12 protein-coding genes are annotated in these 14,772 nt (G+C 69.8%); 4 read left to right on the forward strand and 8 right to left on the reverse strand.

Annotation, left to right across the window (positions count from 1 at the left end; translation table 11 throughout):
- The first annotated feature begins 4 nt into the window (after nucleotides 1–4).
- Nucleotides 5–934 carry a LysR family transcriptional regulator gene (locus ACPYN9_RS04645; protein ID WP_424464330.1) on the forward strand — a complete coding sequence of 310 codons (930 nt, stop codon included), beginning with the start codon at nucleotides 5–7 and terminating at the stop codon, nucleotides 932–934.
- Nucleotides 935–997: 63 nt separating this feature from the next.
- Here ACPYN9_RS04645 and ACPYN9_RS04650 read toward each other — a convergent pair whose 3' ends face one another.
- The 6 genes from ACPYN9_RS04650 to ACPYN9_RS04675 all read right to left on the reverse strand — a co-directional run bounded on the left by ACPYN9_RS04650 (nucleotide 998) and on the right by ACPYN9_RS04675 (nucleotide 8,660).
- On the reverse strand, nucleotides 998–3,166 hold the full coding sequence (locus tag ACPYN9_RS04650; protein WP_424464332.1) for a cell wall-binding repeat-containing protein: 2,169 nt from the start codon (nucleotides 3,164–3,166) through the stop codon (nucleotides 998–1,000).
- Between the two features lie 90 nt (nucleotides 3,167–3,256).
- Nucleotides 3,257–4,921 carry an ABC-F family ATP-binding cassette domain-containing protein gene (locus ACPYN9_RS04655; RefSeq protein ID WP_424464334.1) on the reverse strand — a complete coding sequence of 555 codons (1,665 nt, stop codon included), beginning with the start codon at nucleotides 4,919–4,921 and terminating at the stop codon, nucleotides 3,257–3,259.
- 196 nt (nucleotides 4,922–5,117) lie between these two features.
- Nucleotides 5,118–5,555: a DUF2809 domain-containing protein gene (locus tag ACPYN9_RS04660; RefSeq protein ID WP_424464336.1), complete on the reverse strand. Its 438-nt coding sequence runs from the start codon at nucleotides 5,553–5,555 to the stop codon at nucleotides 5,118–5,120.
- Nucleotides 5,552–6,796 (reverse strand): flavin monoamine oxidase family protein, encoded by a 1,245-nt coding sequence (locus tag ACPYN9_RS04665; protein ID WP_424464338.1) that lies wholly within the window; start codon nucleotides 6,794–6,796, stop codon nucleotides 5,552–5,554. The genes ACPYN9_RS04660 and ACPYN9_RS04665 overlap by 4 nt, the downstream gene beginning before the upstream one ends.
- A gap of 113 nt (nucleotides 6,797–6,909) precedes the next feature.
- Entirely contained in the window at nucleotides 6,910–7,596 is a 687-nt protein-coding gene (locus ACPYN9_RS04670) for an ABC transporter ATP-binding protein (RefSeq protein WP_424464340.1), read from the reverse strand.
- The gene (locus ACPYN9_RS04675; RefSeq protein WP_424464342.1) at nucleotides 7,593–8,660 is read right to left on the reverse strand and encodes an FtsX-like permease family protein; all 1,068 of its coding nucleotides are present in this window, start codon (nucleotides 8,658–8,660) and stop codon (nucleotides 7,593–7,595) included. The genes ACPYN9_RS04670 and ACPYN9_RS04675 overlap by 4 nt, the downstream gene beginning before the upstream one ends.
- Nucleotides 8,661–8,825: 165 nt before the next feature.
- On the opposite strand from ACPYN9_RS04675, the gene ACPYN9_RS04680 reads away from it, so the two are divergent.
- Genes ACPYN9_RS04680 through ACPYN9_RS04690 form a run of 3 tightly spaced genes read left to right on the forward strand, consistent with a single transcriptional unit; the run spans nucleotide 8,826 to nucleotide 11,289 of the window.
- Entirely contained in the window at nucleotides 8,826–10,016 is a 1,191-nt protein-coding gene (locus ACPYN9_RS04680) for a sensor histidine kinase (protein ID WP_424464344.1), read from the forward strand.
- On the forward strand, nucleotides 10,013–10,639 hold the full coding sequence (locus ACPYN9_RS04685) for a response regulator (protein WP_424464346.1): 627 nt from the start codon (nucleotides 10,013–10,015) through the stop codon (nucleotides 10,637–10,639). Before ACPYN9_RS04680 ends, ACPYN9_RS04685 begins: the two co-directional genes overlap by 4 nt.
- Nucleotides 10,640–10,692: 53 nt before the next feature.
- On the forward strand, nucleotides 10,693–11,289 hold the full coding sequence (locus ACPYN9_RS04690; RefSeq protein ID WP_424464348.1) for a hypothetical protein: 597 nt from the start codon (nucleotides 10,693–10,695) through the stop codon (nucleotides 11,287–11,289).
- 226 nt (nucleotides 11,290–11,515) lie between these two features.
- On the opposite strand, the gene ACPYN9_RS04695 is transcribed toward ACPYN9_RS04690, so the two are convergent.
- Entirely contained in the window at nucleotides 11,516–13,054 is a 1,539-nt protein-coding gene (locus tag ACPYN9_RS04695) for an HNH endonuclease signature motif containing protein (protein WP_424464350.1), read from the reverse strand.
- Nucleotides 13,055–13,282: 228 nt separating this feature from the next.
- Complete coding sequence (locus tag ACPYN9_RS04700) at nucleotides 13,283–14,752, reverse strand: amino acid permease (protein WP_424464352.1); 1,470 nt, start codon at nucleotides 14,750–14,752, stop codon at nucleotides 13,283–13,285.
- Nucleotides 14,753–14,772: the final 20 nt, after the last annotated feature.

The raw sequence follows: 14,772 nt of genomic DNA on the forward strand, positions 1-14,772 counted from the left end.
GGCCATGAATCTGGACCAGTTGCGCAGCTTCGTCGAGGTGGCCGAGCAGGGCCACTTCACTCGGGCGGCCGAGACCCTGCACCTCGCTCAGCCCTCGCTGAGCCGCCAAATCTCGACCCTCGAGCACGACCTTGGTGCACCGCTCTTCGCCCGCACCCCGGGGCGCGTCGCACTGACGGACGCTGGCGAGTCGCTCCTCCCCCTGGCACGCCGGATGCTCGCCGATGCCGACGCGGTGCGTCGCGAGATGGCCGAGCTCGCCGACCTGCAACGTGGTTCGGTGCGGCTCGGGGCGACTCCGTCGCTGTGTGTGAGCCTCGTGGCGGATGCGCTGCAGTCGTTCCACTCGTCGCATCCGGGCATCGAGCTGCACGTGTCGGAGAGCGGCTCGCAGGGCCTCATCGAGCGGCTCGCCGAGGGCGCGCTCGACCTGGCCCTCATCACGACCCCGGAATCCCGCCAGTCACCTCGGGCGACACTGCACCGCATCCCGCTGCTCAACGAGGAACTTCTAGTCGTTTCGTCGTCGCGCGGCGAGGCCGCGCTCGACTCCCCCACGCTGACACTCGAGCAGCTCGCGGCGCGGCCGCAGGTTGTCTTCCACCGTGGCTACGATCTGCGCGCAACCACCGAGGCAGCCTACGAGGAGGCTGGTCTGCGGCCGAACGTCGTGGTCGAGGGGCCTGAGATGGATGCGGTGCTTCGCTTCGTCGAGCTCGGGATGGGCGTGGCCGTGGTTCCGGCCATGGTCGTCGGCGGGCGGCGCGGCTTCCGCTCGGCGCGGCTCACCGACTCGAGCCTGCAGCGCACGGTGAGCCTCGCCCATCGCAGCGACGTGCCGCTCTCCCGCGCCGCGCGCGCCATGGCGGCGACGATCGAGAGGATCGCCGCCGCCATGGTCGGGCAGACGCCGGGCACGAGCAGCGTCGAGTGACGCGGGGCCGCCCGCAGGTGCTGTCGTGCGTGTCGCCGTCGCCGGAGCACGGTCCGGCGGCGTTCAGGCGCAGCGTTTCGTGTGAATGGCCGAGACCAGGTCGGTGGTGGTGCCGATGATGCTGTAGTTCGCGCTCGGGTACTTGGCGGTGACCGCAGCGGCCGCCGATGGGATGCACGCCTGCTTCGCGAGGACAAGCGGGTAGCCGGTTCGGGCCGTCACGAGGAGCGCGACGAAGGTGTCCTCGGCGCTGGTGGAGTTGGCGATCGTGAAGCCCTTCGGGCGGATGCTCCCCGCATCGAAGTCTTTGAGGAGTGCCGCGTTGAGCGCGAAGGCCTCCGAGGCGTTGATGCGGGTCGTGTTGGCGACCTTGGCCTTCACCTCGCTCAGGACGCCGGCCGAGAGCGACGCTTCCGTCCCGACCACGCGCACCGACGTCACCTTGCCGGACGCGATGAAGGCCTTGAAGGTGCTGCTGGTCTGCGTCTGGCCCGTGAGCAGGAGGGGCGCTTTGGCGAGTGCAGCTCGACTCGCGGCGTTCGCGACGTCCGTCTGGTTGGCGCTGTTCGCGACGTAGGCGAGCGGGTCGTTGGGGAAGAACCGCTTGGCGACGAGCACGGACGTTTCGGCGCGATCGGCCGAACCCACGACCTCGAGCCTCGGCGTGAGCTTGCCGAGCGCCGTCTTCTGCGCTTCGGAGATCTGCCCGATGACGAAGATGGCCGAGGGTTTCAGCCGGCTGACCTCGGCCGACACGTTCGAGGGGAGAGCATCGGGCTTCGTGAGCAGCATGCTCCCGCCGATCTCGGCGGCGACCGGGGCCGCGAGCAGCGCATCCACCCCGCCCTGCCCGCTTGCGATGACCAGCTTGCTGCCGACGGTGTTGAACTTGGTCGAGGCCGTCACGGCGTTGGCGTAGGTGTCGGTCGAGCCAATGCGCTCCGCGACGCCCGGCTGGGTGCCCGGACTTGTTGTTGGGCTGGGCGAGGGCGTGGGGCTCGGCGTCGCGCTCGGCGTCGGGGCCGCGGTCGCCGTCGGTGCCCCGAACTGCGGCAGTTTGGTGCTCGAGGTGATCTCGCCCCACTTCGTGAGCGTCCACGGGATCTTGTTGATCAGGTCGACGCTGCCGTGCTTGTTGTGCACGATGCCGCCAGGCAGGTAGGGGTTGGGCTTGCCTTGGGCGGTGAAGGTGACCGGATGCTGCAGGTTGAGCGCCATGGTCCAGTAGTTCTGGTCGGTGACGATGCCCCCGTACTCCTGCAGGTTCTTCACGACGACCTTCTCGAAGCTGGAGAGCCCGAGGGCTGCGATCTTCGCGTTGGTCGCGGCGTCGTTCGGAATCCAGAAGCGCTGCCCCATCTTCGGTGCGTGCGCTTCGCTCAGCTTGCCGTCGGTCTGGTAGGCGGGCCACATGGCCGTCCCCGAGCGCGTGGAGGGGAAGGTCCAGCTGGTGATGTGGTTGATGGAGCCGGCCGCGATCTCCTCAGCGCCGGCCATGAGGAACTCGTTCATGACCCCGCCGACGGAGCTCGTGCCACGCTCGGTCTTGAGCCACGCGTTCTGGTCGAACCAGTTCGTCGATTTCGGGGAGTTCAGGGTCGTCAGGTAGCCGCCTCCCATGAGCCACGAGCCGTCCGCCTGCTTGTCGGCGACGTAGTAGCCGCGCACGATGCCGGTGGCGATGTCGACCACGGTCATCGACTTGTCGCCGCCGGGGATCGGACCGCCCGGTACGGCGTGGGCGGGGATGGCAACCTTGCCGTAGTTTTTCGCGGTGGTCGCGAAGGGCGTGATCTGGAATCCGTAGGTGCCGCCGGTCGCCGAGGCGGTGGCCTTGCCCTCCATGACCGGATGGATGTCCGGGTAGAGGGCGTAGCTCTGCATCTTCACCGTCACCCAGTTCGCGTCTGCCCTGGAACTGTCGACCGTGTAGATCGGGATGGTGAAGTTCTCGCGATTCGTGGAGGTCTTGAGGCGGCCCTTCCAGAAGTCGTTGAGGTAGCGGTCGGGCAGCGTGTCGACCATGGCCGCCGTCTGCGCAGAGAGCGCCGAGACCGGCGCCCCCTGCGGCGTGGTGGTCGCGTAGCTGCCCTTCGCCACGTAGTTCGTCGGCGACATGACGTCTTGGTTCACGACGCCGAAGCTCGCGGCCTGCGCGGGAGCCGTGCCGAGAAATGTCAGGGCGGATGCGGAGAGCAGGACGGCGACGAGCAGGGAGAGCGGCTTCTTCATGGGTCACATCCGAGTTGTGTGATCGAGCGGTGGTCCCCCTGGGGTGAATCGTAGGGTGAAATCCGGGGTGAAATCCGGTTGCTTGCAAAGTCACGCAGATTGGTGCGTTGCGCCCGGTAGGACCCGACCGCGCAGCGTGAGCTGCGGCCAGTCCACGACGTCGCGAAGTAGCTGGCGGTCGTGGGTCGAGAGCACGACGGCCGCCTGCGTGGCGCCCAGCGCGTGCGTCAGCTCATCAACGAGCGCGATCGACAGGTGGTTCGTGGGCTCGTCGAGCAGGAGCACGTGCGGCCTCGCCGCGAGCACGAAGGCGAGGTCGAGGCGCCGCTGCTGCCCCATCGACAGTTCCCCGATGCGCTTGCTGGCCTCCCGGGGTCGCAGCAGTCCGAATTGCGAGAGGCCGAGCGCGTCCGCGCCGTCGAGCGCTCCGGATGCCTCGAGCCGACCCAGGTGGGACTCGAACGCCTCAGCGGCGCGCCGTTCTGCCGGCAGCGACGACTCCTGCGCGAGCACCCCAAGCCTGGTGCCCGGCTGCAGCCGAACCGCACCGGCGTCGGGGGTCAGCGACCCCGCGAGCACCCGCAGCAGCGTGGACTTGCCGGAGCCGTTCGGCCCGGTGACGGCGAGCCGGCCCCGGTGAGTGAGGACGAGCGACACGGGCTCGCTGAGCCGCCCGACTACTGCGACGTCGTCGGCGGTGAGCAGTTCCACACCGGAACGTGTGCGGAGGTCGGGAAACCGGAACTGCTGGGGCGGCTCTGGCACCGTCACGGCGTGTGCCTCCAACGCCTCCTGCCTGCGGTGCACGCTCTGCGTGAGCCCCGCCGCTCGGGTCGCGCGCCCGTGCTTGTTCGATCCCTTCTCGGGCCGCCACCCGGAGACGAGCCGGTTCTGTGCGGCGCTCAAGCTGTCGTGCAGGCGCGCACGCTCGATCTCCTGGCGTTCGTGCGCCTGCTCCCACCGCTCCCGTTCGGCGGCGCGTCCCTCGCGGTAGCCGGAGTAGCCGTTCCCGTAGACGCGGGGCAGCCCGTCGAGGGTCGGGTCGAGGTCGACGATCGTCTCGGCGACGTCGGCGAGCAGCGCCCGGTCGTGGCTCACGAGCACCACCCCTCCTCGCCGCTCCCGGATCTGCTCGCTGAGGAAGTCGAGGCCGGCGCGGTCGAGGTGGTTGGTGGGCTCATCGAGGAGGAGGAAGTCGTGGTCGGCGCCCAGCAGGCAGGCGAGGCGAACACGGTACCGCTGACCCACCGAGAGCTCCGCGAGGAGCCGACGCTGATCGGTCTCAGCGTCCAGCGCCTGCAGCGCGATCAGCACACGGCGCTCCGCATCCCAAGCATCGAGGGCCTCGGCGGCCTCGAGCGCCGCAGCGTACCGGTCGTCGGCCGCCGGGTCGCCATCGGCCAGCCGTGCCCCGGCCTCGTCGAGGGCGGCGAGGGCGGCTCGTGGCTCGGCGATGGCCGCCGCGACGGCCTCGCCGACGGTTCGGCCGTCGTCGGCGCTCATCTCCTGCTCGGCGACGCCGAGGGTGCCGATGCGTCGGACCGTGCCGCTGTCGGGCGCGAGTGCCCCCGACAGAACGTGCAGAAGGGAAGATTTGCCCCGCCCGTTCTCGCCGACGATCGCGATGCGGGAGGTGGGGGTGACGACCAGGTCAACCGAGGTGAGGACTCGGGTTGGGCCCCGCAGCAGCGAGACATCGGTGAGCGTGAGCTGCGCGCGGTGGCGCGCGGGAAGAGAGAGTGAAGTGGCGTGCATGCTGGTCTTTCAAGGAAAACGCACCGGTTCTCGCGGCGACGGCATCGTCGGACGGAGACGCGGATACGCGAAACGGCGACCCGAGTGGGTCAGAGCAATCGGCCGCCGCGGGCTCGGAGGGTCTCTGCGCGAGACCGGCTCGACGAGCGCGGTGGGCCTGCTCGGCCGTTAGGAGAAGATCAGAGGAAGCACGCGGTCACTGTAGCAGGGTCGCGCGAGCTGGTCGAGCGCGCGCGTCCCGTTGGTTCCGGATGCGCGTGAGCGTCACGTCGACGGCGAACGCGAACGCGCCGGCGAGCGTGTACACGAGCAGGTCTCGGGGGTCGAAGCCGCTGCCGAGGACAAGCCTGGCGGGCGGGAAGATCGCGGCGGCGCTGGCGGGCAGGTCGGTGAGCTGCAGGACCTCGACGGCGAAGGACCACCCGATGGCGACGCCAGCGCACATCGCGGGGCGGACTCGGGGCGCGAGCAGGGCGACGGCCAGGTAGATCGCGATCGTGTAGAGCGCGTCACCTCCGATGTCGGAGACCGCGGTGTCTGGCAGGGCGAAGTGCGTTGCGAGGCCGAGCGCGATCGTCGCGACGAGCAGGGCAACGGCCGCCGCGCGACGGCGCGCGACGGGCCCCGCGCTCATGCCGCACCTCGCGACGCTGGCGCAGGTCTGGTCAGCGCGCCAACGGCGCGGAGCCCGGAGACGACGGCCCCGTTGAGGGTTTGCTCGAGCCCGGTGTGCTCGCCGGCGATGGCGATCCGCCCGGCTGGGGCGTCGAACGCGTCGAGGTCGGCGGGGGTCCAGTCGAGTGACGCGGCCGAGTACGAGCCCCGCGTCCACGGATCCTCGCTCCAGTCGGTGAGGAGGACGTCGCCGTCGATGACGAGCTCCGGCCGCAGTTCGCGAAGCCGCGCGACCCAGGTTTCTGGCCCCTCGGCGGTGCGGAGCGCGTCGAGGGTGGCGCGGCTTCCCGCGAAGCACGAGAGCGCAGGGATGCGGTGCTCGCCGTCGGCGGACATGGATCGCCACGACCACCAGGTGAGGTCGGAGCTCTGCAGGGCGACGTCGCCGTCGACGGCGCTGAGCGGTACGCCGAGCTTCGCCGCGGTGCCCATGATGCGATGGTCGAGGGCCGTGCGGTGCGAGGCGGGGAGGGTGAACCCGAGGCCGAGTTCGCGCAGGATCGGCAGCGGCACGGCTACGACGGCGGCGTCACCGTGCATCCGGGACCCGTCGACGAGCGTCACTTCGACCCCGGCGTTCGACTGGTCGAGAGCGGCGACCGGGTGCCCCAGCCGCACGCTCGAGCCGAGCCGGCGAGCGAGTTCGATGGACAGCGACTGGTTGCCGCCGAGGAAGCGTCCGCCGTCGTCGACGAACGGCTGACCTGCATCGGGGTCGTGGAGGAAGGCGGATGCGGCGCTCACGAGCGTCGGGTCGCTCGCGAGCGACGTGACCATGCGGCGGTAGACGGGGTCGTGCCGGTAGTTGGGGCCGAGCGCTTCCCGGTGGGCGTCCTCGACCGATACGCGCGTGCATCCGTCGGCCAGCATCCGTCTCAGCGTCTCGGTGATGCGGGCCGTTGTCGCCTCGAGTTCGGCGGAGGTCACGTGCCTGCCGTCGACGGTTCGCCGCGCGTACCGCACGTTGTGGGTCAGGATGGGCACGCCGACCTCAGCCGACAGGCGACGGATGGCGAACTCGGTCGGGAAGACGTACTCGCCGCCGCGCTCCGTGAGCTGTCCGTTGCTGAGGCGCTGCGACCACGTTCGGCCGCCGACTCGCTCTCGAGCTTCGAGCACCGTGACCTCGTGGCCGAGTTTCCGCAGCTCCCAAGCGCTGGTGAGGCCGGCGAGCCCCGCTCCGATCACGATGGTGCGCATGGTCGGTGCCGCCTCTCCTGAAGGCCGGCCGAGTGTGGGCCGACACCCGATTGTCCCGCACCTGCGCGCACTCGCCGGTGTTCGCCGCCGACCGTCTGCTCCCGCGCGGCGCCTCAGTGTTGCAGTTGCGCGAGACTCCCGTCGATCAGCTCAACCGTCGCGTGCAGGCTGGGGAGGTGCGTCAGGTCGTGGGTGACGAGCAGGGTCGCCGTCGAGAGCTGTTCCGTGAGGCGCAGCACGAGGTCGATGATGGCGGCACCGCGTTCGCGGTCGAGCGCGCTCGTCGGCTCGTCGACGAGCAGCACGCTCGGGTCGTTCATGAGGGCCCTCGCGATATTCACGCGTTGGCGCTGACCACCAGAGAGCTGGTGGGGGCGCTTGGAGCGGTGCTCGGCGAGGCCGACGGCGTCGAGCAGCTCATCGGCGCGTGTGGAGGCGGCTCGACGGCGAGCGCGGTGCCCCGGCTCCCCCAGCTCGTTCATCACAAGCAGCTGCTCGCGTGCCGTCAGTGAGGGCAGCAGGTTGGCTTGCTGGAAGACGATGCCGATGCTGGCTCGCCGCAGCGCGGCCGCGTCCGAGCGGTTCAGCTGGCCGGCGTCGGTGTCGCCGATCAGGACGCTGCCGGAGTCGGGGCGGATGAGCGTTGCGGCGACGGCGAGGAGGCTCGACTTGCCTGAGCCGCTCGGCCCGGTGATGCCGGTGACGGTGCCGGCTCTGGCCGAGAGGCTGACGTGGTCGAGCGCCGTGAGGCGTCCGGCGCCGTCGGGGAAGGTCAGGGTGACGTCGTCGAGGGTGATCATCGGTTGCCTCCAAGGGCGGTGAGCGGGTCGGCGGTGGTAACGGATCGGAGCGCGAAGGCCGCGCCCGCCAGGCCGAGGGCGACCATGATGGCGCCTGGCACGAGCGTCGTGAGGGGGCTCAGCAGGAACGGAAGCGCCTGCCCGGCGAAGGTGCCCAGCAGCACGACGATGGCCACGCCGGTTCCGATGCCTGCGAGCAGGAGCAGGAGCGCCTGTCCGAGCGCGTCTCGGGCCAGCGACGCCGTGCTCGCGCCGAGCGCCTTGAGGACGGCGACGTCGTTCTGTCGCTGCATGGTCCACACCGTGAAGAAGGCGCCGATGACCAGGCCGGAGATACCGAACAGCATGACGACCATGAGGAGCAGCGATCCGATTTCCGATCGGAAGGCGGCCAGCGCGGTGAGGGACCCGGCGAGGGTCTCGGTGACGACTCCCGTGTCCGCATCCACCGCTTCCCAGTCGGGTTCGCCCGTCACAGCCAGCACGGTCGCGAACGCGTCGGGTGTGCCCGTGGATGCTGCGAGCTCGCGCCAGTCGTCGATCGAGACCTCGACGACCGGCGTGTGGCTATACCAGGCGTCGGGCCCGATGGACTCGACGCGGAGGCTCGTGCCGCCGATCGTGAGCTCGTCGCCGATGGCTGCGCCGAGCTCGTCGGCGGCCGAGGCGGACAGGGTGACCGAGCCGGCCCCGGAGGGCGAGGTGGGTGTGAACCCGGCCGGCACGCCGAAGACGGCGACTGCGGCCCCGGTCTCGGTGGTCTCGGCGCGCAGCTGGCTGATGCCGAGCGGGTCGACGCGGGTGACGCCGGGCGTCACGGAGATCGCATCCGCCTGGTCGCGGGTCGGCGCCGAGGTCGCGAACGCCGCCGCGTCGTCACCGGCGGGCACGGTGAACGCGAGGCGGTCGGCCGGCAGCGTCAGGACGGCCGAGACGTTCTGGACGGCGAGGCCGCCGGTGAGCCCGCTGAGGAAGCCGACGAGCACGGTGATGAGGGCGACGACGGAGCCGATGAGCACGAATCGGCCCTTCGCGAAGCGCAGGTCGCGGAGCGCGACGAACATGGTGGGTCCTTTCCGGTCGCACGGTGCGGCCTGCAGACAACCCTCCGCTCGGGCACCCTCGGCGAGCATCCGCCGTCGGCATGCTCCTGGAGCGCGCAAGGGTGGAGGCGCCCCTCCAACTTTCGAAGGATGCTCGGCTCGGGCCGCGTGTCTAGGCTGAGCAGCATGCCCTCAACTGCGCTCACCCCGGTGTTCGTGGGGTTGCGGACGGGGCTGCACGCGCTGCTCTTCGGCCTGCTGGCGCTCGTGGTCGTGCGCGCCTTGCTCGTCCGGGACGACAGCGCGCCGGCCGTTGTGGCCGTCGCCGCCGTGTTTGGCGCCACGTACGGGGTCGGGGTCTTCGCGAGTTCCCGCACCGCCCGCCTCGCAGGCCCGTCGTCTCGGCGCCTCGTCTGGTTGGGTGTGCTGCTGGCCGAGTGGATGCTGCTGCTGTGGCTGTCGAGGGAGGCCGCCTATCTGGTGTTCCCGCTCTTCTTCGTCGAGCTGCATCTGCTCGGGCGTCGCGCAGGAACGTTTGCGGTCGCTGCGACGACCGCCGTCGCAGTGATCGGCTTGGGGCTGCACGAGGGCTGGTCGGTCGCCGGCGTCATCGGTCCTTGCATCGGTGCCGGTGTGGCCGTCCTCATCGGACTCGGCTACCAGGCGCTCGCGACCGAGGCGAAGGAACGCGAGCAGCTCGTTCGGGAGCTGCTCGAGACGCAGAGCCACCTGGTCGCCACCGAGCGCGAAGCCGGGACGCTCGCCGAACGCGCGCGGCTGGCTCGGGAGATCCACGACACCGTTGCCCAGGGGCTCGCGAGCATCCAGTTGCTCCTGCACGCCGCCGAACGCTCCGCGCCGGATGGGCCCGGCGTTGGCCATGTGCGGCTCGCGCGCGAGACGGCGGCAGACAACCTCGCGGAGACGCGGCGCTTCATCCGCGAGCTGTCGCCGCCCGACCTCGACGGCGCGGACCTCGAGCACGCGCTTCGCCGCCTCGCCGACGCGACGTCGGCGGCCCACGGGGTGCGAGTGGATGTGCGTGCCAGCTCGACCTCCCTGCCGATGCCGGTGCAGACGGCTCTGCTGCGGATCGCGCAGGGCGGGCTCGCGAATGTCGCGCAGCACTCGGGTGCCACCCGGGCCACGATCGCCCTGGAAGAGACGGCCGAGGGGCTGGCGTTCACGATCGCTGATGACGGCCACGGCTTCGACACCAGCGCCACGGCCCATGGTGGTCGCCGAACCGGTGACTCGTTCGGGCTCGTCGCCGTGCGTGAGCGCGTGCACCAGCTGGGCGGATCGCTTGAGGTCGTCTCCGCCCCAGGCCAGGGAACCGTGCTCACCGTCTCCCTCCCGAAGGAAGCCATCTCATGATCAGAGTCGTCATCGCCGATGACCACCCGGTCCTCCGGGCGGGACTTCGTGCGCTCCTCGGTGCCGAAGCCGACATCGACGTCGTGGCGGAGGCGTCAACCGCCGACGAGGCGGTCCGCGCCGCCGCTGAAGAACGGCCCGACCTCGTGCTCATGGACTTGCAGTTCGGCACGCGCGAGAACGAGAGCGGAGCGTCGGCGACCCGGCGCATCCGGGCCCTCCCCAGTCCCCCGCACGTGCTGGTGGTGACGAACTACGACTCCGACGGCGACATTCTGGGGGCCGTCGAAGCAGGCGCAAGCGGGTATCTGCTGAAGGACGCCCCTCCGCACGAACTGCTCGCGGCGGTGCGCGCGGCGGCGAGCGGGGCGAGCGCCCTCGCACCTCCGATCGCGTCGCGGCTCATGGACCGCCTTCGCGCGCCGCAGCAGAGCCTGTCGCCACGCGAGATCGAGGTGCTGGAGCTGGTGGCCGCCGGTCGCTCGAACACCGAGGTCGCGGCCGAACTGTTCGTGACCGAAACGACCGTGAAATCGCACCTCGCACACGTGTTCACGAAGCTGGGCGTGACATCGCGCACGGCTGCGGTCTCGGAGGCGCGAGCGCGCGGCGTCCTGCGCTAGCTGCGTGGCGGGTGACGATGACGCCTTCCTCGCACCGCGCCTACGCTGGGACGGTGCTCAGTGACCGCTTCTCGAAGCCAGCCGCCGCGATCGTCGCCGTGGTGTCGCTGCTGGCGTTGGTCGCCTGCTCGGGGCCGGCCGCTCCAGCCTCTCCCGCCGCCTCCACCGCATCCGCCGCCGGTGGGCAGACACGCGCCGAGCTGGTTGACACGCTCGATGGCATCGACGGGCTCACCTTCTCCGATGCCGGAGGGTCAGAGCCCAACGTGAAGGGCAACACTGGGTTCGTTTTCCAGGTTCGCCTTGAGCCGGGCTACGAGCTCGCCAACCCGGAGGGCCTCGTGGAGTTCCTTGCGGAGTCGGCGTGGTCTGTCAACGACGATCCGATGCCGAACACGACGATCGAGATCAACTACACAGGAGATCCGCGCGACGGGTTGGACCTCGCTGGCACCGCGAAGAGCGAGGGGTGGCTCGCGCCGCATGGCGGATCGGTCGGGGTCGCTCCGAATGGCTTCTCGCGGGTCGTGATTCCCGTCTCGGACTATGCAGCCGAGAAAGGCGTTCCCGAGAACAACGACCGCCTTGGCCCCTGGCCCGGGCCCGTCCCCGAGACCCCTTCGGATCTCACGGCGCCCCGCACGGACTAGCCTCCTCGCTCTGGGCCTCGCTCGGGGTCGGAATTGCCGTTCTGCGGAGTTCAGCGCAGTGCAGTGCGCCGCATCCCGGTGAACCCAGCCCAGCGACACGGAGCCCAGGTCGCCGCAGCCCAGCGAAACGCAAGTCCGCGCCGCACCACGGATCGCCGCGCTGCGCATCGCGACTAAGCGCTTCGCATCGCGACTGACTGGAGCTCCACGTACGCGGGAAGCCCAGTTAGAACGGCGGGGGTGCGGGGGTGTCCGGCGGTGTTGGCGGCGCACTGCTGCCCTCGAGCTCTGCTCGTCTCGTCACAGTCTCGGCATTCTTCGCCTGGTCGAGCGGCGCGGGTTCACCGGGACGGGGCAGCTCAGCAGTCGGTTTGAAGATGACGCCGTGGGGTTCGGGTTGGTCGATGTAGGTTTTGCCGCTGGGGGTGGTCCATTGGAGGACGCCGCCGTCGAGTTGTTGGACGTTCCAGGCGGTGTGGTGTTTGACGATGTGGTGGTTTTTGCAGAAGTCGCTGAGGTTCCAGATCGCGGTTTTGCCGCCGTATTGGTAGTCCGTGGTGTGGTCGAGCTCGCACGCGGTGGCGGGTTGTCTGCAGCCCACGAAGCGGCAGTGGAGGTCGCGGGCGCGGAGGAAGGCGCGCATCGCGGCGGTGGGTGTGTAGGAGTCGACGGCTTGCACGGCGCCGGTGATGGGGTGTGTGAGCACGCGGATGAACGCGGGCGCGGTCGCGGCGAGGTGTTTCGCGTCTTCGATGGGCATGGGGGTCATGCCCTCGAGCATCGCTGGTGCTCGGCCGGGTTGATCGCTCTTGGTGAGTGCGGTCGTGATGGGGATCGAGAGCTGCACGGTGGCTTGGATACCGGCGGCCGCGGAGTTGCCTCGGGGGTCGCTGGTGAGGAGCATGTCGGCGATGACATCGGACATGACCTCGTTCAGGCCCCGCTCGTCTGGCTCCACCGCGCCCGCAGCCCCGGCTGCTCCGCCCGCCCCGGCAACCCCGGCAACCCCGGCCGCCTCGCGTGACTGGGCTGGTTCGGCGTGGTCGTGGCCGGTGGTGGTGGGGCGGGCTTTGATGATCGCGGTGGCTTGTTTGCGTACCCGGTCCCGGATTGCGTGGGCCACGAACGTGGCGGTCGTGACGCGCAGGATGCTCATCCCGTCTCCCAGGTCTTCCACGCTGGCTCGCCGCTGCCGCCGCGCTCGCGCGTGTCGCTGGTCGATGGATTCCCCGGTCAACTCTTCCGCGACCCGCTCGGCCGCGTGCTGCAGTGCTCGGGGCGGGAGCGGCTCGCGGCGCATGCGCTCCAGCATCACTTCCACGAACACCGCCCGCCGTTCGGCCTGCACGGCGGGATCGTCTTGGTGGACCTTGAACCCCACCTCGACCAGCTTCTCGACCTGCGCGGGCGTCGCGACGCTTTCGTCCAACGCGTCCAGCAGCGCCGGGAAGTCCTCCCGCGTTTTCGACGCGAGCGCCAGCTGCCCATGCGCGACCCCGCACGAGACCTTCGCGATCAACGCGACCTCGTTCGCGATCGATCGCACGTGCATGGCCGACTCCGCGCATCCCTCAGCGACATCCAACGCATGCGCGAAGTCATACGCGGCCGCGTGCGCCCGCAACTGCATCGCCGCTCCCGCCGCGATCACCGCCGCCGCCTGCTCCTCCAACGCCAGAATCTCCGCTCGCCGCGCCGCGACCGACGCCGGGTCTGAGGGATCAAACCCCAGACCCGAAACGCCGGAATCACGGTGCTGCTGCATACCCCACAGTCTACCGAACCGGTCCGACAAACGAGAGGATCACGCCTCACTTCCCAACCAGAAAACCCGACCAAAACGGTCGACGCAAGACTTATCCCCAGAACCTGCGGGAACGCGGGTCAGTTATTTTCGTATATACATTCGATACACCTGCAGAGAGTCGAGTGATCCAGAATTCACATAAGTTTTCACCAGTGTGTTTCACCGACCCCGAGGCAGGCGCCTCGCTCAGCTCGTCTCCCCGCGCAGCAGCTGCACGGGGTCGACACCCTGCCGACGTAGGCGACGGTTCGTGACCGCGCACGCGACCGCGATCACGGCGGTCATCGCGAGCGTCGCCAGCAGCTGCTCCCTCGACCCCTCGTTCAGCATCGTCAACACGACGATGACCGCGAGCAGCACGGCCGCCAGGCCGCTGAGCCACGGGAAGCCCGGCATCCTCGCCGTGAGCGTCTCGCCGCGCGCATCCGCTCGCCTGCGCAGCACGAGCTGCGAGGCCGTGACCGTCGCCCAGAGCACGATGAGCGTCGAGCCGACGACGTTGAGGAGTGTCGGCAGCACGGCGTCTGGCGCCAGGAAGTTGAAGATGACCGTGAGGAAGCCGACGCCGACCGAGACGAGCACGGCGACCGTTGGCGTGCCGTTGCCGGCGAGGCGTTGGATGCCACGGGGCGCGAAGCGGCGCTCCGACAGCGAGTAGACCATGCGCGAGGCGCCGTAGAGGTTGGCGTTGAGGGCGGAGAGGAGGGCGATGACGATGATGGCCGACATGATGAGGTCGACGCCGGGGATACTCGTGAGTGCCAGTACTGCGGCGAAGGGTCCCGCGACGACGGCCGGGTCGGTCCACGGCAGCGCAGCGACGATCACGAACACGGAGCCGATGTAGAAGAGCAGGATGCGCCACAGCACGCTGCGCACGGCGCGGCGGATGCTCGTGGCCGGGTCGCGTGTCTCGGCGGCGGCAATCGCGGTGAGCTCGGTGCCGCCGAAGCTGAACATGACGATGAGGAGGGCCGCGGAGATGCCGAGGATGCCGGTCGGCGCGAAGCCGTCGTGCGCGACGAGGTTCGAGAGGCCCGGAGATGGCACGTCAGGGATCAGTCCGAACAGGAGCGCGGCACCGAGGACGAGGAAGCCGATGATGGCGGCGACCTTCAGCACCGCGAACCAGAACTCGAAGGAGCCGTAGCGCCGCACCCCGAGCAGGTTGATGAGGGTGAACGTCACCATAAAGGCGAGCGCCCACACGCCTTGCGGGATGCCCGGGGTCCAGGTCGCGACGATGGCGGCAGCACCGGTCGCTTCGGCCGCGATGACGATGACAAGCTGCATCCAGTAGAACCAGCCAAGCGTGGCACCGGCCGTCGCGCCGAACGCCTTCGCCGCGTAGACCGAGAACGCGCCGCTCTGCGGGTCGGCGGCGGCCATCTCGGCGAGCATGAAGAGCACGAGGATGACGAGCAGACCCGCGACCGCGTACGAGACGATGACCGCGGGCCCGGCGACCGCGATCGCCTGTCCGGAGCCGACGAAGAGGCCCGCCCCGATTGCGCCGCCGAGTCCCATCATGGCGAGCTGACGCGGTGAGAGGGAACGCTGCAGGTGGTGCGCGGACGTCGCCTGACCAGCGACGGCTTGCGGTTCTCGCGCAGCCTCGTGCGGATTGGTGTTGTCGGATGCGCTGGCGGAAGTCACAAGCCGGAAGTCTCTCACGA

Origin of the sequence: Pseudoclavibacter helvolus (assembly GCF_049707175.1) — a bacterium.
Lineage (GTDB): Bacteria > Actinomycetota > Actinomycetes > Actinomycetales > Microbacteriaceae > Pseudoclavibacter > Pseudoclavibacter helvolus_A.